Below are 23,369 nucleotides of genomic sequence, written 5' to 3' on the forward strand. Positions count from 1 at the left end.
GAATTTATGGATATTTTCAAGGGTTGCCTATCGACAGGCATTTTGTTTTGCCTTGTGCATTCCGTTCCGCATGGCGGAACAGCATGTTTCGTAAGACTCTGCCGCCGTTGCGGAGAGTCTTGTATTCCGCATCCGGCATTGTTCATTTTTTCTTGCTTTCCCGGGAATGAAACCTCTCCAGTTTTTATGCTGAAAAATTCGACGGTATGAGCCTCGAGGCAAAGCCTGAAAAGCTCTTCCTCTCTGAAGTGGGCGTATGGACGGGAAATTCTGAAAGAGCCTGGACAAGCTGAGCGGGGAGCAGTGAGGTTTTCGAGACCTTTTTTCCCGGCGGAGCGTCCGGCGGAAAGATATAAGACGTTCACTTTAAAACAACAGTAAAAATAATATGTTGCAATAAGTTTCAGGGTGAGATGCACAGCAAACCCTTCAAGTTTCACTGGAAGGAAAAGCTTGCCCCTGCCGCGGCCGGATGCTATTATGCGCCTATCCCTCTTTTCCCGTTAACTTCGTTTACGTCATGATCGTCAAAAATCCCGTTGAATCCATTCTTGCGCTTGCCGCCAGTGTGTTCGAGGCCTATTCCGTCGTGTTGTTTGAAGCTCCCCGCACGGGGCAGGGCGCTCAGATCATGGCCGCCTACAGTCAGGGCGACCATATCGATCAGAACGCCGTGATTTATCCCGGCAAAGGTCTTGCGGGCTGGATACTGCGCAACAGGTCTCCCATCGTGGTCGGTTCCATCGATGAGAATCAGGCCTATCTCGGTTATTACAAGGAAGACTGGGAACCGGAAATCTGTTCCTTTCTGGGCTGCCCTTTGCCCGACGGCGGCATTCTCTGCATCGACAGCTGCAAGCGTCATGCCTTTTCTCCAGAGAAGCAGAAGCTCATCGCCGTCTTTGCAGACATGCTTTCACAGGTACAGGGGATGGAGGGAAAGGCGGAATCCGGGGAATCCGGGAACTACCTCCATGCGCTGGAACATCTGGTGGAACTTCGCCACAACTACCCCGGCTGGAAAAGTTATCTCGGCATGGTGTTTCCCGTGCTTCTGGAAGCCACGGGGTTTACCTATGCAGCTTTCGCCTCCCGTGTGGAGGGAAGTTCCACCTACATCATGGAGGGGGAATACCCGCCACTGCTGCTTGAAGGGCAGAAAAGCTGTGAATTTTCCATCCATAACGACATTATAGGCTGGGTTTTCCGTAATGAGGAAGCCGTGTACAGCGACGGTTTTTCCGGTCCCGCTCCGGTATTCGGCAAGCGCGAGGGGATTCCCTCCTTCGGCAGCACGGTGTGCATTCCCGTTACGGTCAATAAAAGCACCTGCGGCGTGCTCTGTCTCGCCATGGAAGAAGCAAGAAGCATTTCCGACGAGCTGAAGGCGTTTCTGCGCCTTGCGGCGGACGACCTTGCCCGGCTTCTGGAAGTGCTTTCCCTGCGTTACCGCATACGCATGGCGGAAAAGGCGTCGGGCAACAAGTAGGAGAAATTATGGACAGCATGGAAGTGTCGGAACGTGTTCAGGATCTGCTTTCCGTTCTGGACGGAAGCGACGAGATTTTTCTTTCCCGGTGGGATCGTCCCCGTACCATCCGGCACAAAGGCACGCGCGATCTTGTAACGGATACCGATCTTGCGATAGAGGCCTATCTCAAGGAGCACCTGCGCGACGTTGTCCCCGGCGCAAATTTCATGGCGGAAGAAAGTGCGAAGGAAACGTTGCCTTCGGGAACCTGCTGGATTATTGATCCCGTGGACGGAACCACGAATTTCGCCCATCACTTCGGCGATACGGCCACGTCCGTGGCTTTGTGGGAGAACGGCAAAGTCGTGTTCGGGGCCGTTTCCGCTCCCGTGCGCGGGGAACGCTATGTCGCTGAACGCGGCAGGGGCGCATGGCTCAACGGCCGCCCCATCCATGTGAGCGACGTTTCTTCCTGCTCCGATGCTCTTGTGGCTACGGGATTCCCTTATTCCGTTCATGAGGATATGGACGAGGTTCTCGGAAACATGCGTATTCTGCTTGATGCCACCGTCGGCGTCAGGCGCTGCGGGTCCGCCGCGCTTGATATGTGCTTCGTGGCCTGCGGCAGCTTCGATGCCTATTTCGAAGGCTGGATCAAGCCTTGGGACATCGCGGCGGGCTGGGTGCTGGTGGAGGAAGCCGGCGGCCGGGTGTCGGGAAGAAGCGGCGCGCCGTATCAGTTCCATACTCCCATTCTGGCCAGCAACAGAGCCGTACATGAAGATATGGTGAGGGTTCTTGCTCTGAACACAGAGCGTTGAGCTTTCTTGGGCGGGACTTTTCCGGCGGCGTTCTTCCACAGCATGGAAAAAGCGCCGTCAGAATGATGTCGGCAGGTGCCGGAGCCGTTCGTCTTTCTCATAAGCCCATGTTCAGAACGTATCCTGAGTGCCGCATGTTGCGTTCCCGTGCAGCGTTTGTTCCGGCAAGGCGCCTTGCCGCAACGTGTCTGAAAGGGCGGGACCTGCTTTGCTGCGCGGTGCCCCTTTATGAGGGTGAAACCTCACTTCATAACATCATGCCTTGAATACGGGGCGGGTATGGAAGAAATACGCCGACTTGCACTGGATGATATGCCGGAGGCCGCTTCGCTGGAAGCGCGCTGCTTTCCTTCTTTCTGGACGGCGGAACAGTTTGCCGATGCGTGGCGGCAGGACTGGTTTGCCGGATACGGCTTTTTTCGTGACGGCAGACTGCGCGGATACATCACGCTGCGCGTACTGGCGGGAGAACTTGAGGTTCTGAATATCGCTCTGAGTCCCGAAGAACGGGGCAGGGGATATTCTTTTCCTCTTATGGATTTTGCCCTGCGCGATACGCGGCAGGGCGGACACCGGCAGGCAAAAGGACTCACTCCCGAAGGATGGGAAACCGCCTTTCTGGAAGTTCGGGTGAGCAACGCTCCTGCACGGGCGCTCTATTCCCGGCTCGGATTTCAGAAGGCGGGGCTGCGCAGACGTTACTATTCCGACGGGGAAGACGCTCTTGTCATGACGCTGGAGGCGGGAGCCTTGGAGTCTTCTTCTGCCGGAGACTGATCATGCGAAGAAAAGACAGAGAAATAACGGATCATGCGCGCATCATTCAGGTCATGAAGCGTTGCGAAGTCTGCCATGTGGCTTTTTTCGACACTCCGTATCCTTATGTCGTGCCCATGACGTTCGGGCTGCTGGAATACGGAGAGCGTGTGACGCTTTATTTTCATGGAGCCAAAAGCGGACATAAGCATGATCTTCTCAGGCGGAATCCTCATGTGGCTTTCTGCATGGAACTTACGCACGGGCAGGTCACCGGGCCGGAGGTAGGGGCGTGCGAGTGCACCATGGAGTTCGACAGCGTTTGCGGAACCGGCATTATGGAATATGCCCTGGAAGGAGAAAAGATTCCCGCGCTGCGCGCCATGCTGGAGCACTATCATATTAAGGAAGGGGAACAGTACCATTTTCATGAAGAGCTGGTGCCCGGAATGGAGATCCTCAAACTCGCCGTGCACGATATGACGGGAAAGCGCCGCGAAGTGAAACGCGGCTGAAATTTTTCCCGGATTCGGAAAGTGCCTTTCCTCTGAACGGGAGTAACCGCCTGCGAATGTCTGTCTCCTGTTTCCGTGTGCAGACTTTCGGAAGCTTCCACCGCAGAGCTCGCGGCAGTGTTTCAGGATACGTCAGAGCAGCGTGACGGGGGTGTTGTGTCCTCCCGCCTGATGCGGCAGGAAAATGGAAAGGACCCCCTTGTCCAGCGTTGTTTCCACAGGGGCGGAAAGCGAGCCGCCCATGGCGATATCGAGCCGGAACTCCACATTGCCGAATTCCAGAACCATGACGTCCCGTTCCTCATGCGGCACGGGGCAGCGGGAACTTGCCGTAATGTGGAGCGTGTTCCCCTGAAGAGTGCAATGCAGATCTTTTTCCGTCACGCCGGGCATGTTTGCCCGGATATGAACGCCGTTTTCCGTATCTACGATATCGGTGGCTGGCCGTACCTGCGGATAGAGCGTTTTTGTCGACATGAACTTATCCTTTTTTCTGAAGTTCTATGTGAAGAATACCGTTTTTCATGGTCAGACCAGGTTCGGTATGTACGGCGCATCCGAGCGGGATTCTGCGCCTGAAGCGGCCGCTGTAGCGCTCTTCGCGAATGTAATGCCCCGTGCCGCGGGAGAGTCTTCCTTCCAGAAGCAGATCTTGTCCGTCGACGGAAACATGGATTTCATGGGCGGCCAGGCCGGGCACAAGCGCCTGTACCAGAATGCGGTCAACGCATCTGTACACATTCACCGGAGGAAAGGGTTCCTGTTCCCTCCTGTCGTAGACCATGGCGGTGGTATAGAATATGTGTCGGAATATGGAGCCGTTGGCGAGAAAAAATTCGTTCATGCGCTCACCTTGTTACAAATATTCCCGCGCCGTCTCTGCCTGTTCCTGCCATGGGGAAGCGGCGGGAAGAGCGGCTTCTTTGAAGAGAAAGGGGATGTCGTCGCAGACGGGATAGATCATGCCGCATACGGGGCAGACGAGACCTTCCCGGAAATCCGGCACGGAACGCAGCGGTTTTCGGCACTCGGGGCAGAGCAGAATCTGAAGTTGCGAATCGTTCATGGGGCTCCTCACAGCATAGTCATGCTTTCAGCGTAACGTATCGGCGCGTTCCGTCAATGCCATGATTGACAGAAGGCCGTGTCGTGATACGCTTCAATAATGAGCATGACTTTTATTGATCTTCATACCCACAGCACGGCTTCCGACGGAACGGACAGCCCTGCGGATCTTGTCCGCAAGGCCGCACAGGCGCATCTGGCGGTACTGGCGCTTACGGATCACGATACCTTGGCAGGGCTGGATGAGGCGGAAGAAGAGGCGAAACAGCGGAACATCGTCTTTGTCCGCGGCTGCGAAATCAGTACGGCCACGCCGTGGGGAGAGGCGCACTTTCTCGGTCTGTGGATACCGGAAGAGCCGGAGAAAACGGCGCGGCTTGAGGCTGCGCTGGAAAAGGTGCGCATGGGACGAAAGGAACGAAATCTCCGCATAGCGGAGAAACTGCGGGCGCTCGGTCTGGATGTTTCCTATGAGGCGGCGGAGGCTCTGGCCGGAGGTGCCGTAGTGGGGCGTCCCCATTTTGCCGCGCTGCTTTGTTCCATGGGGGTGGTGAAGGACAGGCGGGAGGCCTTCCGGCAGTACCTCGGCAAAGACGGACTTGCCTATGAACCCCGCAGACTCATGAGTCCCGGGGAGGCCGTTTCCCTTTTGAAGAGTACGGGGGCCGTGGTTTCCATGGCGCACCCCAGACTGCTGCACGCCCCTGTTGAAGAACTGAATCACCTTGTCGCCGGACTGAAGGAACAGGGGCTGGATGCCCTTGAGGCCTATCACAGCGAACACGACGCGGGGGATGTGCGCCTTTGTGTGGAGCTTGCGGCGAGGTACGATCTTCAGTTGAGCGGCGGTTCCGACTATCACGGCCTTGCCAAGCCGAATATCGGCCTCGGGCGGGGGAAGGGCGGGCTTCGCGTGGGCCTCGGCGTGTACGATGAGCTTATGCGGTATCGCGCTCTGCAGGGGGGAGAGTAGGCGACTTGTGTTCCGCAGGCTGAACGCTGCCCCGGGCGTCGTATATTTTTTTCTCCGCATTTTCGGAAACGAACATCAGCCGCAGGTCGCATACTTCGTGCGGCCATGACAGATGAGGAGCGGACCGCCTTCTGAGACGATCCGCTCCCCGGCAGTAAATTCCGCAGGAATGCAGAGCAGATTTTCCGGGGGAGGGAGTCCTTCAGGGCTGTTTCCTCCGTGCCGGAGCATGGGCGGGACTTATTCCTCCCAGGCCCTGCCGAGGTCTTCGGCAATGACGGTGGGCTGTACGGCTTCTGCCCTGGCCTCTTCCAGCGTGGCTTCCCCGCTCAGTACGAGAATGAAATCAATGCCCGCGTTTTCTGCAAGTTTTTTGTCGGTGCTGAGTCTGTCGCCGGCCATGACCATTTCTTCCTTGCGGTATTTTTTCAGAAGCGGCTGGAGAACGGCGGGGTCGGGCTTGCCGAAGATGTACTGCGGTTCGCGGCCCGTCGCCACCTTGTAGAGGGCCAGCATACTTCCCACGTCCGGCAGAGGCCCTTCGGGAGAGGGGCAGACCTTGTCGGGATGCGTGGCAAGGAATAGCACTTCCGGGTGATTTTCCAGAAGAACGGCGGAACGGGCGAGTTTTTCATAGGTCAGTTCCGTATCGTAGGCCAGAATGACGGCCTGCGCGCCTTCTTCCTGCTGCCGGAGTTCGGGCATACGCTGGGCAAGGTCCCGGCAGAAGTCGCGGTTGCCCACGATATAGGCGGTATGAATGCCGTGTTCTTTAAGAAAATCCACCAGGGGCGTCGTGGGGGAGAGGATGAGGTCGAGCGTGGCGGGAATACCCATGCCGTTGAGCTTCCTTACATAAGTATCGGGCGCCTTGGAAGTATTGTTGCTCAGGAAGTGGAAGTCGATTCTGTCCCAGTTGTTTCTGATGAATTCCACGGCTCCCGGAATGGGAATATTGCCGAGGTACACCGTTCCATCCATATCCAGAACCACGCAGCGTTTTTCGGATATCTTCATGGTTGTTCCTCTTTTAAGAAAGATTGATGCCTGACACACGATATACTTTTTCCAGACATGCCCGCAAGCGAAAAAGAACCCGTGAAAAAGGATTTTCAACCTCTTGCACTCATTGATTTTTTTATGCCGCTTGACGCCGTTGGATTAAGAGGATAAATCAGAAATAATTTTCGTATTATGGTAATTTGTCTTTGAGCTTTTTCGTAAATGAAAATTTTTCTCAGGCAAAAGGGCAAGGGAGGCTGTGTGAAACACACGACTGTAGTCATCATCGGCGGCGGCGCTACTGGCATAGGCATCCTGCGGGATCTCAGTATGCGCGGGGTCAAGGCTGTGCTGCTGGAACAGGGCGGTATAGCTTCTGGTGCGAGTTCCCGCTTCCACGGCCTGCTGCACAGCGGCGGCCGTTATGCGGTGAAGGACAATGAAGCGGCAAAGGAATGCATTGAAGAAAACATGATTCTTCGTCGCATCGGCCGCGAATGCGTGGAAGAGTCCGAAGGCTTTTTCGTTCTCAGCCAGCAGGACGATCCTGATTATGAAAAGCCCTGGGTGGAAGCCTGCGCCAGAGCGGGCATCAAGGCGGAGCCTGTGGACGTCAAGGAAGCGCTCCGTCTGGAACCCAACCTTGATCCGACCATCAAGGCGGTCTACCGCGTGCCGGATTCCAGCGTGGACGGCTTCCGTCTGGTCTGGCACAATGCCATGTCCGCCCGCCGCTACGGCGGTGAAATGCTGACCCATCATGAAGTCATCGGCATCGATCAGGAAGGCGGCAAGGGGAAGGGCGTCCGGGCCCGCAATCTCGTGACCGGCGAGGAAGTCCGCATTTCCTGCGATATCGTGGTCAACGCCGCAGGGTCCTGGGCGGGCAAAATCGTGGAGCTCGTGGGTCTTGAAGTGGGCGTGCAGCCCGACCGCGGCACGCTGGTGGCCTTCAACCATCGCTTCACGTCCCGCATCATCAACCGTCTGCACATGAGTTCCGACGGCGACATTTTCGTGCCTCACGGTTCCATTACCATCCTGGGCACGACCTCCTTCCATGCCGACCGTCCCGATGCTCACGAGGCGCCCACCGAAGACGTGCTCAAGCTGCTCGACATCGGCGAAGTGCTTATTCCCAATCTCCGCAGCTACCGTATTCTGCGTGCGTTTGCGGGCACCCGTCCTCTGTATGTGTCCAAGGGCAGCGCGGCCGGTCGTGCCGCGAGCCGCGGTTTCCACATCTCCGACCACGGCGAGGAAGGTCTGGAGGGCATGTTCTCCATTTTCGGCGGCAAGTTCACCACCTACCGCCTGATGGCGGAAAAGATGTGCGATCTTGTGTGCCAGAAGCTCGGCGTCCATGCCGAATGCCGCACGGCCATCGAACCCATCATCGAAAGTCCTTCTCCTGCCATGCTGGAAAAGGCGACCAGATACTTCCCTGTGCACAGCGTGCCGCTCGTGGCCAATCGTTTGGGCGATGCCTTCCCCATCGTGGTGGAAAAGGCCGCAGCCATGAAGAGCAATCCGCTGCTTTGCGAATGCGAAATGGTTTCCCGCGCCGAAATCGAGTATGTGGCTTCCGAGCCTTCCAGCCAGTCCATGACGGACGTGCGCCTGCGCACCCGTCTCGGCATGGGAACCTGCCAGGGTACCTACTGTTCTCTGCGCACCATCGGGGCGCTTACCGAATGCCGGATGCCGTTCCCCCTGTCTCCTGCCGACAACCTGCGCGAATTCCTTCAGGAGCGCTGGAAGGGACTGCGTCCCGCTCTGTGGGGGCTTCAGGCTCGTGAAATGGAACTCGGCCGCGCCGTGTACGCTGCCACTCTGAACATCGACGGAGCGAAAGATGAACAGAAAATCTGACATTGTTGTGGTCGGTTCCGGCCTTGCCGGCATGAGCGCTGCGCTGACCGCGGCTCAGAGCGGCAAGAGCGTGACGCTGCTCACCCATGGCGCGGGCACTCTTTCCATCAGCAGCGGATGCATTGATGTCCTCGGTTATATTAATGGCAAGGCCGTGTCCGATCCTTTTGAAGCCATGGAAGGCCTTCCTGCAGAACATCCCTACAGCCTCATCGGCGGAGGGGAAACGGTGAGCGAAGCCGTTTCCTGGCTGAAGAGCGTCTGCAAGAAGGGCGGGCTGGACATGGCCCCGGCCTCGAAGCAGGGAAATCACAGGCTCATCACCGTCATGGGCACGCTGAAGCCGAGCTATCTCTGCCCCGACAGCTTCAATCCCGACTGTCTGAACGACGTGCACCGCGCCGCAGTGGTCACTGTGGAAGAGATGAAGGATGTGCACCCCGGCCTGATCATCGACCAGTTGCACCGCTATGCGGAGTTTGCGGACAAGGAATTCATGGAAGCAGTGCTTCCCTGTCCCATCGAACATGCTCACCGCAATATCACGCCTCTGGATATCGCCCGCCATGTGGAAACGCCCGAAGGGCTGAAATGGCTGGAAGAAAGCCTCGCCCCGTATGCAAGGCTGTATCCTGTGCTTCTTCTGCCCCCCATCTGCGGCATGAAGCACAGCCAGCAGATATGGAATCATCTCTGCTCCGTGCTGAAGGTCAAGATTGTGGAAATGGTTTCCATTCCTCCCGGTGTTGCCGGTCTCCGCATGAGGGAAGCCTTTAAAAAGGCGCTCAATCTTGCGGGCGTGTACACTGTGGAAAGCGCCGAAGTGGTACGGGCCGACGTGGAAGAGGGCGTATGCAAGGCGCTGTATTCCGCAACCGCCCACGGCGAATGCGGCTGGGAAGCGGATGAGTTCGTCATTGCCACGGGCGGTCTTCTGAGCGGCGGCATTTCCACTGCGCCGGGCAAGGCGTGGGAAAGTATTTTCCGTCTGCCGCTGGAAGCTCCGGAAAATACGGAGGACTGGTCGTCTCCCGATATCTTCGGCTCGAGCTTTTTCGCCCGCATGGGTATGCGCGTGAACGGCGAGCTGAAACCCCTGGATGCGGAGGGCAACGAAGTGCTTGCGAACGTACGTTTTGCAGGCCGCATTCTGGGCGGTTACGATTTCGCAGCCGAAAAGAGCGGCCATGGCGTGGCCCTTGCCACGGGCCGGTATGCTGGTATGCTGGCCGGAAAGGAGTAGGACATGAATCGCCGTACTAATCCCGATAAATGCGTTGCCTGCTCCACCTGTGTGGTGCAGTGCCCTGTTGCGGAAGTCACCTCGAAGTTCCTCGGCCCCCGTATGCTGGGGCCCGCTTCGGAACGCTTCCGTATGCTCAACAGCGGCGAAGACAATTCTCTGAGCTATTGCGCCAACTGCAAGAACTGCGACATTTCCTGCCCTCAGGGCGTGGAAGTTTCCAATATCAACATGCTGGCCCGTGCGGAATACTGCAGGGAGAACCGTCCTTCCTTCCGCGACTGGATTCTGGCTCATGGTGAACTGGAAGCGAAGCTGGTGAGCTATTTCCCTTCCTTCCTCGTGAACTTCGGCATGTCGAATCCCATCAGCAAGCTGGTGCTCGACATGGTGGGCGTCAGCAAAAAGGCCGATCTGCCCAAGTTCGCCGCCAAGCAGTTCCCGGCCATGTTCAAAGCGTACAAGCAGCCGGAAAATCTTACGAAAACCGTAGTGTTCTATCCGGGCTGCTTCATTAAGGCCTATGCGCCGCAAACAGGCATCGACCTTGTGTGGCTGCTCAACAAAGCCGGTTATAAGGTGGAATCGCCGGAAGTCTTCTGCTGCTGCGGTACTCCTCTTTATACCAACGGCTTTGAAGCGGACGCCAGAAAGAACGCGGTCAAGAACCTTGAAGAAGTGGCCAGGTGGCGCAAGGAAGGTATTCCGGTCCTTTCGCTGTGCCCGAGCTGTCAGCTCATGTTCAAGTCGGAAATTCCCGCCTTCTTCCCTGATCTGGCCGAAGGCATGGAAAGCACCGCTCTGGATGACGCCATGGAATTCATCCTTGGCTGCATCGATCGCGGCGAGCTTGATATTTCCGAAGCGGACACCACGCCGCTGGACATCATCTATCATGCTCCCTGTCATCTGCGGGCCCAGGGTATCGGTTTCCCCGGTCTGGATATTCTGCGCAGACTTCCCGGCGTCCGTGCCGTCAATGCCGACGCGGGCTGCTGCGGCATTTCCGGCAGCTACGGCTTCAAGAAGGAAAAGTATGATATCGGCATGGCCATCGGTTCCAAGCTGTTCGACACCATTAAAGACAGCGGTATCCGGCAGGTGGCCACGGAATGCGGTACCTGCAAGGTGCAGATCATCCATGGTACGGGCAATCCCTGCGACCATCCGCTGAGCATTCTGCGCCGCCGACTGGAAAAGAGCGCTTAAAAACAGCTTCTGAAACACATGAAAAATCCGCCTTCCGCGATGTGGGAGGCGGATTTTTCATTTTCGGGCCGCAAATCGCCTCCTGCGGCGTTTTTTTATTTTTGACCTGAAAAACAGGGGATGATGCCAGAAAAACAGGAGGGTAAGAGGGCTTTTCCGCTTCTGCAGCCGAAAATCAGGGAAAACATGCCGTGAGAAGGCCGCTTTTGAAAAGCACGCCGCGGCAATCTGTGCCGGGATGTTTTTACGACGGATGATTCCGAGGCGTTTATCTTTCTTCGGTTTAATGGTTCGATATTGTCCGCAGCGCCATTTCATAAAACGTCGTTTGCCACCTGGCAGGAAAACCGGGCAGCATAGAAAAATCGCACCCTCGTAGCGCAGACTTTCTTCAAGCAGAATATTCAGGAGCTGATCCGTTGCAGGTCTGCCCGTATTGCCCATTCGGGAAGGGGACTTTTCGTGACAAAAATTTTTTGACATGGCGTTTTATATCTGTCGGAGCATCACCAGCAGAAGAGCAGGGCAGAGGATACCCTTTCACAGCGCTGCCTGCATTGTATCTCTCGCATGGCGATTTCAGGTGTTTTTGCATTTTTTTGCAAAAGCAGAGAGTTTTTATATTTTTTGATGGTGTCTGGTTTTTGCTGTCTCGAACTTTCGCGTCGACGTTCCGGCATAGGGGGATCGAGTGGCAGCATCGAAGACTCGGAAAAAGCGACGGATCAGGCGCCGTCATGCAGGGGAGTCCCTGTCTCTTTGGGGAAACCGAGAGCCAGTTCTTACTGTACAGGCAGAGAAAGCTCTGGAAACTCCACGAAAAGCCGGAAGAGAAGGGGAGTGGATTCCCGCAATACAGAGACGGAAGTCTCTTGTTCTGGGGTATATATTTTCATGTCTTTGGGGGCCGTGATGGGGACTTGAAAAAACGCCGGGCGGCAACATGCGGAAGTTTTTCGGCGACGTGGTGCCGTTCTCAGGCGATCCCGAAAAATACATTTATTTCTGCATGGCCGGAAAAAGTCTGTAATTCTGAAAAAATGAAGCATAAAAAAGATAAAAGGAACACAACAGGTAAGGTATATTTATATCTTGCATGTTTTTTTATAATGAAAAAAATAAAATAATATGAATCATAGAGACTCCGCTTCAGCTATCTCTGCGACGCAGGACTATGAGTAAAATTTTCTTCTAAACGTTCATGCCAGGAAGATACGCCTTCGATATAGCAGAAAGTGTGCTGTTTTGAGGAGGAGAGAGCTTTTTGTCGGTCCAGAAGTCGGTTTTCATTTCAAAATGTAGTTTCCGGTCCCCATTCCCCGCCTTTCCGCGCAGAACGAGGCGGAGAATGGGCATGACTTCGACCACGAACAAAGTCCGGCCTTGCTCCACATCTGCCGCTCCTGCGCTCAGGGCAGAATAGTACAGCGTATTTCAAGAAAGAAAAAATTACCTTCTCTGATATCTCCCTTGGGGGGGATTTATGATGTTCGTGCCGCAAATCGCCCCCTGCGGAGTTTTTTCTTTCCGGTCTTAAAAAAGAAACACGTTATGCTTCGACGTCGCAGCCATTCGTTCCCAGGAACAGGGAGAATATGTTTTCGAGAGGAGTCTGCTTTTGTAAATACGAGGAAGAGCTCGGCAAAAATTTCGATATGTGGCGACCCTTTAGGTAGTGGAGGAGGTTGAAGTTCGTATTGCGTTGAGATTATTGTTTTTTGTGTTTTCAAAGTTTACATAATTTACATTATGGGACAAAAATAAAAAATAAACATATTTGCCGTTGCCGCCGTTTTTCAGCTTTCCATGGCATGACCCCTTAGGCTGCTGGAACGGAACGCTCTCAGAAATGCGAACCCGTCAACCATCTGGAGTTTTCCCCAAAAACAGACCTTCCGATGTCAGCGCTGTGAAGTTTCAGATGCCGCAGTACAAAGCGTTTCTATTAATCAAACTTTCGCGGTGATGTTACTTCGACCAATACCTCGTTATTCTTGCGCGGCGTACTTTTTTGAAGGTCGTCGAAAAAAAGTCCTCACAGAAGGCGTTTTAAGGCTCAAAAATAAAAAATCCGACTCCGGCATCACGAATGCAAAAAAAAACGGCCTCTTAAAAATCCGTTTTTTCATGAATCTCCGGTAATCGAAAATATTCACACACTCTCTGCATAGGTGCGATGACAGGCCATCAAATTTTCAAACTCAGAGCTACTCGTTATTGCCCCTGTCTCCTTTGGAGCAAGATTCTTTAATTCCCCTTTCTCAGAAAATCGCCCTCCCCTCCCCGACTTTTCCGAGATGTATTTTTATTTCATCCGGTATTTCAGAAACGGAACCTGGCGGCAGCTCGTCTTTCCTTTTCCCCCGCAGCCTCCGGTCTCTCTATGACGCAGAGGGTGAACCTTATGACGCTGCGAAGCAGAACTTTTACGGCAGAACCTTCACCTGTCCGCTGTCCTGATGTGGCCCCGGCTTTCTGGTCATTTGTTCGACCGGCAAAAGTATTACGCCACGCATATTTTATTTTTGAAACAGCTCTTCTTGCTCCGCACAGCACACAGGAAAATCGGTTCTCATATCTAGCCCGCCACAGGCAATGTTTCCCCAAACATCCCTCTGTGGCGTAGAATAAAACCGACCGTACTCCCTGCAATGTGTTGCAGGAGACATGACGGGTTCCCTTCTCCCCGATACGCCCCGAATTTCCATTTTTCACAGGGGGCATCCCGCATTCCGGCATCTTCTGGTCGGCCAGTGGATTTCCATATATGCCTGTATGACGCTTTATTTTTGCCCGGGCCTTCCCTGGAAGGACAGATGCTTCTGCCTTCCGATGCCACCGGCACCAGCGCTGATTATTCTTGTCTTCAACCAGAAGAGAGAGGAAAAGCACGCATCCGGGACCGGAAAGATACTCCGTGAACGCTGTTTCCAATATGAACCGTGACTTTTCCCGCTCCGGGTCTGCTCGAAAAGAAAAGACGTCATGATACCCCATAACCGACCTTTTCTTCCAAAAAAATCCGCCTCGATATGCTGCGAAAAGCGCCTTTCCGCCTCTGTGTGCCAGAATTTTCTTTCCTGTCTGCGGGGGGGGGCAGCGGCAGGAAAACTTCAGAAGTCGGGCCACAAAAAGGGTATGGAATGTACTTCTGTGTTCTCTTCCCCTGTGGAGCTTCTCCCGCCGTTTCCGAAGGTTCAGAATACCGTACCGTTCCGGGCTGTCTGCCTTCTGGCTTCTTCCGGGAAGAAACAGGTGGCAACTAATAACATATCTTTATTTTTCGCTTTATTGGAGAAATTTTTTCAAGTATTCCTTGAAGTATCGGCATATGTCCTTTCAGAACGTGCGCATCGACTCTCGCAGTCTCCCCACTTACGAAGCAGACTTGCCGCTCAAATTTTTCTTCCCGCAACATAAAAAATACCGCCGGAGGCATTGTAAAACGGTAAGAGCCATCCGTACATTAATGCGGCTTTGCATCTTCTCTCCGGGACTCAAAACTCACCTACTCCATGCTATAAACACATGCCCGCAGCCCGCCTGTACTCTCCCCTGCTCCATGGTTCTTTACTTTGCCCCTTTTCCGACCTGTCCTCCCCTTGTCATGACCATACCCTATGGTCAACATTATGCCTTTCTTCTGCACCGCAGCATCTTGTCTGCATGGGGGAAATACGATTTTTCGGCTCCATTTCTTGCAGAAAACAAGACTCGTTATCTCCTCAATATGCCCGCAGATATCGCTTTTCATGTGTCACCAGGGAATACCGGACAGCGCTGAAGCAAATTTTAATTCCGTTCATGCAGCGAAGATGGAAACATCTTCGCTGCTCTGATCCAAGATGCGCCCCCCCCTTCTCCATGCCGAGGCATAAAAAAACTGACCGGCTGCGCCTGGACAGGCGCGTGTACGATTTGCTCTCTGCTTTCCTGTTACCGGCGGCTCATAAGCGGGCTTCCGACGAAGCGAAGAGTCAATGCCCTCCGATTTTATCCTCGTCCCTGCGCTGACCGATACCCAAAACAATCTTTGCCTTGTTTTGCCTGTCGTATCGACATCGTGACCGCGGTGCCGGAATCCTCGATTCCGAATTTTCCAGACTGCTCATCTCTCATCAGACTGTCTTCCCTTTCTCATACCCGACGAACGACGATACGCCCATCTCCGACGGATTTTCCGACAATATATGGTTAGCAGTCCGCTTTGCCGTGCCTGCTCCTTTCCTTTCACAGCGTCTTCATCCTGTTTCTTCTATGGCGCATTTCTTTCTCCATGGAAAATCTGTCTGCGATATTCTGGTAAAATCCTGTGTGATGTTTGCCTTTCGTATGCGCTGTAGGCATCATTATATTTTTGGAGGCCCCCAGCCAGGCCGGGGGGCGTTAAACGAAAAAGCCCCGTGAAAACACGGGGCTTTTTTCGGAGACGGAACGAAGAACTACGCTTCGTAAGGATACTTCTTGTAGCGGAATTCACCGCCGCGAGGTCCGGGATACTGACCGGCCTCATGCAGCTTCTTCACAGCCGCAGACTTGTCATACCACTTGGTATGCAGCAGGTGATGCGACTTTTCGCTCAGCGGCTTATCCAGGAACTTCTGATACAGGGCCTTCACCTGTTCGTTGTCCTGCGAAGCGCGATGCGCGAAAGACTTGTCTTCGCGGTACACGCTGGCAATACGTTCCTGCATGTAATCCTTGATGCTGCGCACGCCGGCCACGGCGCGACCGGTCCAGTGAATGCCCATGGCCAGGCCGCCTGTGAGAATGCAGCAGCCGCGCAGGAAACCACGGCGGGTAATGCTCTTGATGGACATGGTATCTCCTTACGCCTGGTTTTCTTCAAGGCGCTGTCTGTAGCTGGCGAAAAGCTGGCCGGCCTTATGTTCAAACACATCCCACACGGTGGGCATGATGGGCTGACCGCCGCCGCAGACGCAACCGCCGGGGCAGGCCATGAATTCAATGAAGTGGTAGGGGCATTCACCGGCGCGCACCTTGTTGAGCACGGCGGGGAAGTTCTTCGCGCCGTGCACCACGGCGACCTTGATTTCCGTACCCGCAATGTTCACGGTAGCTTCACGGAAGCCCTTCATGCCGCGCACGGGATGGAAATCCATCTTGCCGGGCTTTTCGCCGGTAACGGCTTCATAGGCATAGCGGAGAGCCGCTTCCATCACACCGCCGGTAACGCCGAAGATGGTAGCGCCGCCGGTGGATTCGCCCATCAGACTGTCCACGCCGCTTTCAGGAAGATGCGCAAGGTCGATGCCCGCCTTCTTGATCATATAGGCGAGTTCGCGGGTATTGATGGTGGCGTCGATGTCGCGCGTACCGCTGGAATGGAGTTCAGGGCGCAGGCCTTCATACTTCTTGGCCACACAGGGCATGATGGAAACCGTGTAGATGCTTTCCTTGGCATAGCCCTTCTGCTCGGCGCCGTAGGTCTTGGACAGCGCGCCGTTCATGCCCACAGGAGACTTGCAGGAGGAGAAATGCGGCAGCAGATCGGGATAGTAGGTTTCACAATACTTCTGCCAGCCGGGGCAGCAGGAAGTGAACTGGGGCAGATCCTTCTTTTCGGTAAGGCGCTGCACGAACTCGGAGGCTTCTTCCCAGATGGTGACGTCGGCCGTGAATTCCGTATCCCAGCAGTGGGCGAAGCCCAGCATCTTCAGGGCGGTAAGCATACGGCCGGTGGTCACGGAACCTACGGGCATACCGAAGGCTTCGCCGAGGGCATAGCGCACGGCGGGTGCGGGCATGGCGATGCACTTCACGCTCTTGTCGGCAAGCTTCTTTTCCAGTTCAGGAACCCAGGTCTGCTCTTCATAAATAGCGCCCTGGGGGCAGTGCACAAGGCACTGGCCGCAGTTGATGCAGGCTTCGGGGTGAGGAATACTGTGCACCTTGCCGGATGCGCCATAAATGGCATCCACGGGGCAGTAGCGCTGGCAGGAATCGCAGCCGATGCACTTTTGAGGATCGATCTGCACGAAAGAAAGCTGGTCCGGGTTGCTCCCAACCGCGGGGACATGCGCTTCATACTGCACATGCTCCATAGTAATACGAGCCATTCAACTCTCCACAGGTAAGATGTTCGGCCATGAATCCCCCGCGTGAAAAGCGGACAGGTCGGGATACATTGCGTTGTAGTACCCTAGCCTATTAAACGCCCCTTGTAAATAATCCGGCGGATTTTTCTCTCACGGTGAAGGCGGCGGACAGAACGTGGCGCTTCCGGGGAAAAAGCACTTCACCTCTTCCCGTAATTTGCTTTTTTTCTTTGAAAAAACAAGAAGTTCCCGCGTCGTACAGAACCCGTCTTTCTCCACATGCGGCAGAATGTGTTCTCCGGTTCTTCCTTTCCTCATTGAAAGAGCGCACAGAATCTTCTGCAAAGGCAGAGACCGCCGATAACAAACACTTCCCGGAACAGCCTGTATTTCAGAAAAATACGGCTTTTTCCTTACCGGTCCTTCCGTCGGGCCTCCTTTCCGAAAAGCTTCTTTTCACGGACGGCCCGGGGACTTCCCGCTCCGGGCGCCGCCTCCCCGACCGTCCGCACCGCCCTTCTCCCCAAGGCTCCGGGCATAAAAAAACGCCGTGTTTCCACGGCGCTTTTCCCATATCGGCGGGGGCTTCCTACTTGGCGGGAACCACGGCGCCTTCGTACTTGTCGTTGATGAACTTTCTGATTTCGTCGCCCTTCAGGACTTCAACAAGAGCTTGAAGTTCGGGGCGCTGTTCATCGCCTTCACGCACGGCAAGCACATTGGCGTAGGTGGTGGCGGCCACGGATTCCGCGGTTTCGGCAGCGAGGGCATCCTTCACCTTGAGGCCGCCGAGAATGGCGTAATTGCCGTTGATGGTGGCCAGATCCACATCCGGCAGGGAACGGACAAGCTGCGCGGCTTCCAGTTCTTCAATCTTCAGCTTGAGCGGATTTTCCACGATATCACGGCGGGTAGCGCTGAGGCCGGCGCCTTCGCGGAGCTTGAGCAGTCCGTTTTCCTGGAGCAGCAGCAGTGCACGGGCTTCATTGGTGGTATCGTTGGGCACGGCCACCACGGCGCCCTTTTCGAGAGCCTTCAGATCCTTGGTCTTGCCCGCATAAATACCGAAAGGCTCATAGTGCACGGAAGCGATGGAAACAAGCTTCGTACCCTTTTCCTTGTTGAAGTCGGTCAGATAGGGCTGATGCTGAAAATAGTTGGCATCCAGATCACCGGCGTCCAGGGCCATGTTGGGCTGAACGTAGTCGGCGTATTCGATGATCTTGAGCTCATGCCCTTTGGCCTTCATCAGCGGAATGGCGGCCTGAAGAATTTCGGCATGAGGGGTGGGGGAAGCGCCTACCTTGACCTCGGCGGCTCCGGCCTGGGAAAACGCGCCCGCAAAGCCGAGGGCAAGAAGAGCCGAAAGAAAAACGGGGCAGAGTTTCATAAAAACCTCTCTGTGTTGCCGGTGCGGGGCACCGTTTAGAACATGCGCTTGTCACAGCGCTTCGTCGCCCAGTTGCCCAGCATCTGGAACAGCTGCACGATAACGATCAGCAGAATGATGGTGGCGAACATGATATCCGTCTGATAGCGGTTGTAGCCGTACATGATGGCAAGCTTGCCGAGACCGCCGCCGCCCACGGCGCCCGACATGGCGGAGTAGCCGAGGATGGTGATGGCCGCCACGGCGCTTCCGTTCAGCAGGGAAGGCAGCGCTTCCGGCAGCAGCACCTTGGTGATGATCTGCCATGTGGAAGCGCCCATGGACTGCGCGGCTTCCACCACGCCGCCGTCCACTTCAAGAAGCGAGGCTTCGATGAGCCTTGCGACGAAGGGCGCGGCCGCAATGACCAGCGGCACCACGGTGGCGTTGTTGCCGATGGTCGTTCCCACCAGAAAACGGGTGAAGGGAATGACCGCGATCATCAGAATGAGGAAGGGGAAGGAGCGCGTCAGGTTCACCACCACGTCGAGCACGGCATAGAACACCGGACGCGGCGCGATGCCGTCCTTGCGGCAGATAACGAGCAGCACGCCCATGATCATGCCGAAAACATAGGAAAGCACGGTGGAAACCACCGTCATGTACAGCGTGTCGAGCACGCCCTCCCACAGCATTTCCATAAGGTGGGCGTCAAACATGGTTCATATCCTCCAGTTCCAGGCCGCGGGAAGCGGCAAAGGCATGAATGCGTTTACAGGCTTCCGCGTCGTCGGGAAGCTGCATGACCATCTGCCCGCAGACGACGCCGTCTATCTCACGCAGATCGGAATACAGAATGCTGAGGGGCTTGCCGCAGTCGAGAATCATGTTGCCGATGATGGGTTCCAGGCTGCTCGCGCCGTTGAACACGATGCGCACGACGCGCTCGGAGGGAAGCCTTTCCGGCTTGAGTGCGTCGGGAATGACCATGGTGCGCGCCGCTTCCGTGCGGGGGTGATAGAACACTTCCTCAACAGGTCCGGTTTCCGCAATCTTGCCGCCTGCAATGATGGCGACATGGCTGCATATCTTTTCGATCACGCTCATCTCATGGGTGATGATCACGGCCGTAATGCCGAGACGGCGGTTGATGTCCTTGATGAGGGAGAGGATGGATTCCGTGGTGCTCGGGTCGAGGGCGGAGGTGGCTTCATCGCACAACAGGACCTTGGGGTCGGAAGCCAGGGCGCGGGCTATGGCCACACGCTGCTTCTGTCCGCCGGAAAGCTGGGAGGGGTAGGAATTCGCCCTGTCGGAGAGGCCCACCAGTTCCAGAAGTTCGGCGGCTCTCTTTCTGGCCTCTGCCTTCGGAGTGCCCACAAGTTCCAGCGGGAAGCACACGTTTTCCATGGCCGTGCGCTGCATGAGCAGATTGAACTGCTGGAAGATCATGCCCATGGACCGCCGGGCATGGCGCAGTTCCCTGTCGGAGAGAACGCACAGATCCTTTCCTTCGAAAAGAACCTGACCGCCCGTAGGACGCTCCAGCATGTTGATGCAGCGCACCAGCGTGGACTTGCCCGCGCCGCTGCGGCCGATAATGCCGAAAATATCACCGCGATTGATATCGAGATTGATGCCCCGCAGGGCATAGACTTCAGAATTTTTGCTCTGGTATTTCTTTTCCAGGTTGCAGATTCTGATGATTGGCTCAGCCATAGTTCACTCCACCCGTCTTGCGGGAAAAAATATGTCCTTCACAGAAGGACGCGTCAGCTTAGCTTGTTTTTCTTTTTTTGTGAATAGAAATCTTTCCCCCGGCAGAACCGGCTCTGTACTTTCCCCTTATTCAAGGTTAAAAGAGGCCTGCCTTCTGGTTCCGCACATCGGATACAATATGGAGTTCTTATGGCATCCCTCAAGAAAACAAATGCAGCCCGGGTTCTGGACAAGCTGGGCATTCCCTACGCGCTTAACAGTTATCCTGTGGATATTGATGATCTTTCTGCAACGCATGTTGCGGAAAGCATGGGTGTGGATCCTTCCTGCGTATTTAAAACACTCGTTACCCGGGGGCATCCCAACGGCATCGCCATGGCGGTGGTTCCCGGCAATGCCGAACTCAGCCTGAAAAAACTCGCCGCCGTTTTTCACGACAAAAACGTGGAAATGGTACCTCTTAAGGAAGTGCTTCCCCTCACGGGATACATCCGTGGCGGCTGTTCTCCCGTAGGTACCAAAAAGCCCTACCCCGTCTGCATCGACGAATCCGCCAGAAATTTTGAAAAGATCTACGTTTCCGCAGGGCAGCGCGGTCTTCAGTTCCTCATTGCGCCGGAAGATCTGGCCCGGGCGGTCAACGCCGTGTTTGCCGACATCGTCATGCGCTGAAGCTCCGCCCGGAAAACGCCTCTCCGAGTCTGGAGGAGAAGAAAACGCCGGCATCGCCCTGCGGCACGGCGCAAAAAACTTCTGCTCACGGCAGCCGCGCAGAGGCCCCCCTCTTCAACACCAACAGCACCGGACGCCATGTATCTTGTTCTGCTTACCGAAATAGCCGACGCGCTGGAACGCTCTCTGCCTCCGCGCGAAGCGCTTCAGCTCACGCTTCAGATCATGTCCCGGCATCTGGGGGTGAAGCGGGCTTCCGTTGCGCTGACCGATCCCGACGGGAAGGAGGTGCGTATCTACGCCTCCCTCGGACTTTCCTCCACGGAAGAAGCACGGGGGCACTATGCCCTGGGCGAAGGCATCACGGGCCGGGTCATTGCCGGGGGAAGACCGGAAATCGTTCCCGACGTGGCGGGCGATACGCGCTTTCTCAACAGAACAAGAGCCCGAAACCTGCGTAAGGAACATACCGCCTTCATCTGCGTCCCCATCCGTCTGGACGATCAGGTCGTAGGCGCACTCGCCGTCGACCGCAGGGCCGGGGCCCGTGAATCGCTGGACGATCAGAGCCGCCTGCTTACCGTCATTGCCTCCCTCATGGCCCATACGGCAGGGCGGTGCCGGGCCGGACTTTCCCCGACGCCGAAAAAGAAGGCGCAGCCTCAGCCCGGGCGTATTCCGGGCTTCATCGGGCAGTCGGAGGTCATGAACCTCGTGTTCACCCGCATCCGTCAGGCAGCGCCCTCCTCGGCTACGGTACTGCTTCGCGGCGAAAGCGGTACGGGCAAGGAGCTGGCAGCCCATGCCATACACGAAGCAAGCGGCCGCAGAGACAAGCCCTTCATTTCCCTGAACTGTGCCGCCCTGCCCGACAGTCTGGTGGAAAGCGAACTTTTCGGTCACGAACGCGGAGCCTTCACCGGTGCAACCACCGTAAGGAAAGGCCGCTTCGAACTGGCCGACGGCGGAACCCTTTTTCTGGACGAGGTGGGAGAACTCAGTCTGCCCATGCAGGCAAAACTTCTGCGCGTCATTCAGGAACGCAGTTTCGAACGTCTGGGCGGCATGGAAAGCATACAGGTGGACGTAAGACTCATAGCGGCCACCAACCGCGATCTGGAGCAGATGGTAAAGGAAGGCGCCTTCCGCAAGGACCTCTATTACCGCCTCAACGTCTTTCCCATCGTGCTTCCCCCGCTGCGCGACAGGCCGGAGGATATCCTTTCCCTTGCGGCGCACTTCATCCAGCGCTACAGCGCGGCCAACGGCAAAACAGGCGTGCGCCTTTCCCTTTCCGCCATGGAAATGCTTCAGCGCTACCGCTGGCCGGGCAACATACGCGAACTGGAAAACGTCATGGAACGGGCGGTGCTTCTCGTCAGCGGGGAAGGTCTTATTCTGCCCCTGCACCTGCCGCCCAACCTGCACAGCGCGGGCTGCCCCTACGGGGAGGAAGGAGGCTTCGGAGAACATCCCCTCATGGGTTCCCTGCAACAGCGGCTGGATGAAATGGAACGCGCCTACATCATCGAAGCCCTTTCCCATTTTCAGGGGCATCTCGGCCGGGCCGCCGCAGCGCTGGGCCTGACGGAACGCATGATGGCCCTGCGCATGAAAAAATACGGCATTACCTACAAGGCGTTCCGGCATCCCACCGCCTGAACGACGCGCCGGGAAAGGCAGTGTCTTCCCCCTTCCCGGAACACGCCGGAAACATTCACAAGTCAGTTTTGCCGCCTGACGCGGCGCTTTGAACCGCGCCGGTTCCCGACGTCCCGGCGAGCCTGTCTGAAAATGAGGCAAAAGCACCTTCCTGCCGGAAAAATTTCTCTTCTGTACTCCCGGCCCAGAACGGCAGGAACATCATATGGTTCTTTCCTGCCGGACGGCATTTTGACACGCCCCGCCGGGAGGCCTATCGTGTTTTCCACACGAACCGAGCTGCGCCCATGAACGCGGCGCTCTCCCTGTCCCCAATCACGGGTATTTTTCTCTCCTGTATCATCGCCCCAGAAGGAGCCTCGTCATGATTCTTGAAACTTCGCGCGTCCGTCTGCGTCCGTGGGAGGAAAGCGACCTTGCGCCCTTCCGCACCCTGAATGCCGATCCTGCAATCATGCGTTTCTTTCCCGCTCCGCTGACGCATGAAGAAAGCGACGCTCTGGCCGCATCTCTGCAGGAACGCATGCAGCGGAACGGATTCGGCCTGTGGGCGCTGGAACTTCCGGGGATTGCGCCCTTTGCAGGCTTCATCGGGCTGAACGTGCCCGCCTTCAACCCCTCCCTTGTGGAAATAGGCTGGAGAATGCACAAAAACTTCTGGGGCAGAGGTTTTGCCACGGAAGGCGCAGCTCTGGCCATGGAAGCGGGCTTTTCCCTCTTTTCTCTTAAGGATATCTGCAGCTTTACGGCCACGCTCAACACGCCTTCCCGGCGCGTGATGCAAAGGCTCGGCATGGAACATCACCCGGAAGACGACTTCAACCACCCCGCCCTGCCTCTTGAACATCGCCTTTCGCGGCATGTGCTCTACCGCATGTCGAAAGAACGCTGGACCGTGCAGAAAGAACGCTTTCCCTTCCTTCGGCATATGCGCGTGACGGAAAAAACGCGTTAAACAAAG

The 23,369-nt window shown here is 55.9% G+C and carries 22 protein-coding genes; 12 read left to right on the forward strand and 10 right to left on the reverse strand.

The window, feature by feature from the left end:
* Positions 1-520 precede the first annotated feature (520 nt).
* The 4 genes from CZ345_RS07865 (at position 521) to CZ345_RS07880 (ending at position 3,563) form a co-directional block, all read left to right on the forward strand.
* The gene (locus CZ345_RS07865; RefSeq protein ID WP_162274948.1) at positions 521-1,489 is read left to right on the forward strand and encodes a GAF domain-containing protein; all 969 of its coding nucleotides are present in this window, start codon (positions 521-523) and stop codon (positions 1,487-1,489) included.
* Positions 1,490-1,497: 8 nt separating this feature from the next.
* Positions 1,498-2,292: an inositol monophosphatase family protein gene (locus CZ345_RS07870; protein ID WP_077072604.1), complete on the forward strand. Its 795-nt coding sequence runs from the start codon at positions 1,498-1,500 to the stop codon at positions 2,290-2,292.
* A gap of 279 nt (positions 2,293-2,571) precedes the next feature.
* Positions 2,572-3,069, forward strand: coding sequence for a GNAT family N-acetyltransferase (locus tag CZ345_RS07875; protein ID WP_077072605.1), 498 nt, complete (start codon positions 2,572-2,574; stop codon positions 3,067-3,069).
* A 2-nt stretch (positions 3,070-3,071) separates the two neighbouring features.
* Positions 3,072-3,563 carry a pyridoxamine 5'-phosphate oxidase family protein gene (locus CZ345_RS07880; RefSeq protein WP_077072606.1) on the forward strand — a complete coding sequence of 164 codons (492 nt, stop codon included), beginning with the start codon at positions 3,072-3,074 and terminating at the stop codon, positions 3,561-3,563.
* A gap of 132 nt (positions 3,564-3,695) precedes the next feature.
* Here CZ345_RS07880 and CZ345_RS07885 read toward each other — a convergent pair whose 3' ends face one another.
* Genes CZ345_RS07885 through CZ345_RS07895 form a run of 3 tightly spaced genes read right to left on the reverse strand, consistent with a single transcriptional unit; the run spans position 3,696 to position 4,629 of the window.
* A complete protein-coding gene (locus CZ345_RS07885) occupies positions 3,696-4,040 on the reverse strand; it encodes an Hsp20/alpha crystallin family protein (RefSeq protein WP_077072607.1) in 345 nt (114 codons plus the stop codon).
* A gap of 4 nt (positions 4,041-4,044) precedes the next feature.
* Positions 4,045-4,407: an Hsp20/alpha crystallin family protein gene (locus CZ345_RS07890; protein ID WP_077072608.1), complete on the reverse strand. Its 363-nt coding sequence runs from the start codon at positions 4,405-4,407 to the stop codon at positions 4,045-4,047.
* 12 nt (positions 4,408-4,419) lie between these two features.
* Positions 4,420-4,629, reverse strand: a complete 210-nt coding sequence (locus CZ345_RS07895; RefSeq protein ID WP_077072609.1) for a Trm112 family protein — start codon at positions 4,627-4,629, stop codon at positions 4,420-4,422.
* A gap of 99 nt (positions 4,630-4,728) precedes the next feature.
* On the opposite strand from CZ345_RS07895, the gene CZ345_RS07900 reads away from it, so the two are divergent.
* Positions 4,729-5,601 carry a PHP domain-containing protein gene (locus tag CZ345_RS07900; RefSeq protein ID WP_077072610.1) on the forward strand — a complete coding sequence of 291 codons (873 nt, stop codon included), beginning with the start codon at positions 4,729-4,731 and terminating at the stop codon, positions 5,599-5,601.
* A gap of 240 nt (positions 5,602-5,841) precedes the next feature.
* Here the strand turns inward: CZ345_RS07900 and CZ345_RS07905 are convergent, their stop codons facing one another.
* A complete protein-coding gene (locus CZ345_RS07905) occupies positions 5,842-6,618 on the reverse strand; it encodes an HAD-IIA family hydrolase (RefSeq protein ID WP_077072611.1) in 777 nt (258 codons plus the stop codon).
* Between the two features lie 246 nt (positions 6,619-6,864).
* Between CZ345_RS07905 and glpA the strand changes: the two genes are divergently transcribed.
* From glpA to CZ345_RS07920, 3 genes are read left to right on the forward strand one after another with little or no spacing between them, the layout of a single operon-like run.
* Positions 6,865-8,475 (forward strand): anaerobic glycerol-3-phosphate dehydrogenase subunit GlpA, encoded by a 1,611-nt coding sequence (glpA, locus tag CZ345_RS07910; RefSeq protein ID WP_077073010.1) that lies wholly within the window; start codon positions 6,865-6,867, stop codon positions 8,473-8,475.
* The gene (glpB, locus tag CZ345_RS07915) at positions 8,459-9,718 is read left to right on the forward strand and encodes an anaerobic glycerol-3-phosphate dehydrogenase subunit GlpB (protein WP_077072612.1); all 1,260 of its coding nucleotides are present in this window, start codon (positions 8,459-8,461) and stop codon (positions 9,716-9,718) included. The genes glpA and glpB overlap by 17 nt, the downstream gene beginning before the upstream one ends.
* Before the next feature lie 3 nt (positions 9,719-9,721).
* The gene (locus CZ345_RS07920; RefSeq protein ID WP_077072613.1) at positions 9,722-10,927 is read left to right on the forward strand and encodes an anaerobic glycerol-3-phosphate dehydrogenase subunit C; all 1,206 of its coding nucleotides are present in this window, start codon (positions 9,722-9,724) and stop codon (positions 10,925-10,927) included.
* A gap of 57 nt (positions 10,928-10,984) precedes the next feature.
* Here CZ345_RS07920 and CZ345_RS16570 read toward each other — a convergent pair whose 3' ends face one another.
* Positions 10,985-11,410, reverse strand: a complete 426-nt coding sequence (locus CZ345_RS16570; protein ID WP_144277281.1) for a hypothetical protein — start codon at positions 11,408-11,410, stop codon at positions 10,985-10,987.
* A 254-nt stretch (positions 11,411-11,664) separates the two neighbouring features.
* Between CZ345_RS16570 and CZ345_RS16575 the strand changes: the two genes are divergently transcribed.
* A complete protein-coding gene (locus CZ345_RS16575; RefSeq protein WP_144277282.1) occupies positions 11,665-12,054 on the forward strand; it encodes a hypothetical protein in 390 nt (129 codons plus the stop codon).
* A 3,315-nt stretch (positions 12,055-15,369) separates the two neighbouring features.
* Here CZ345_RS16575 and CZ345_RS07935 read toward each other — a convergent pair.
* The 5 genes from CZ345_RS07935 to CZ345_RS07955 form a co-directional block, all read right to left on the reverse strand.
* On the reverse strand, positions 15,370-15,747 hold the full coding sequence (locus CZ345_RS07935; RefSeq protein WP_077072616.1) for an iron hydrogenase small subunit: 378 nt from the start codon (positions 15,745-15,747) through the stop codon (positions 15,370-15,372).
* A 9-nt stretch (positions 15,748-15,756) separates the two neighbouring features.
* Complete coding sequence (locus CZ345_RS07940; protein WP_077072617.1) at positions 15,757-17,007, reverse strand: [FeFe] hydrogenase, group A; 1,251 nt, start codon at positions 17,005-17,007, stop codon at positions 15,757-15,759.
* Between the two features lie 568 nt (positions 17,008-17,575).
* Positions 17,576-18,376 (reverse strand): MetQ/NlpA family ABC transporter substrate-binding protein, encoded by an 801-nt coding sequence (locus CZ345_RS07945; protein WP_077072618.1) that lies wholly within the window; start codon positions 18,374-18,376, stop codon positions 17,576-17,578.
* Between the two features lie 35 nt (positions 18,377-18,411).
* Complete coding sequence (locus CZ345_RS07950) at positions 18,412-19,074, reverse strand: methionine ABC transporter permease (RefSeq protein WP_077072619.1); 663 nt, start codon at positions 19,072-19,074, stop codon at positions 18,412-18,414.
* A complete protein-coding gene (locus CZ345_RS07955) occupies positions 19,067-20,074 on the reverse strand; it encodes a methionine ABC transporter ATP-binding protein (protein ID WP_077072620.1) in 1,008 nt (335 codons plus the stop codon). The genes CZ345_RS07950 and CZ345_RS07955 overlap by 8 nt, the downstream gene beginning before the upstream one ends.
* A gap of 189 nt (positions 20,075-20,263) precedes the next feature.
* Between CZ345_RS07955 and ybaK the strand changes: the two genes are divergently transcribed.
* From ybaK to CZ345_RS07970, 3 genes are all read left to right on the forward strand, one after another.
* Complete coding sequence (ybaK, locus tag CZ345_RS07960; protein ID WP_077072621.1) at positions 20,264-20,746, forward strand: Cys-tRNA(Pro) deacylase; 483 nt, start codon at positions 20,264-20,266, stop codon at positions 20,744-20,746.
* Positions 20,747-20,884: 138 nt separating this feature from the next.
* A complete protein-coding gene (locus CZ345_RS07965) occupies positions 20,885-22,408 on the forward strand; it encodes a sigma-54 interaction domain-containing protein (protein ID WP_077072622.1) in 1,524 nt (507 codons plus the stop codon).
* Between the two features lie 364 nt (positions 22,409-22,772).
* A complete protein-coding gene (locus tag CZ345_RS07970) occupies positions 22,773-23,363 on the forward strand; it encodes a GNAT family N-acetyltransferase (RefSeq protein ID WP_077072623.1) in 591 nt (196 codons plus the stop codon).
* Positions 23,364-23,369 lie beyond the last annotated feature (6 nt).

Source organism: Mailhella massiliensis (assembly GCF_900155525.1).
In the GTDB taxonomy this organism is placed as follows: domain Bacteria; phylum Desulfobacterota; class Desulfovibrionia; order Desulfovibrionales; family Desulfovibrionaceae; genus Mailhella; species Mailhella massiliensis.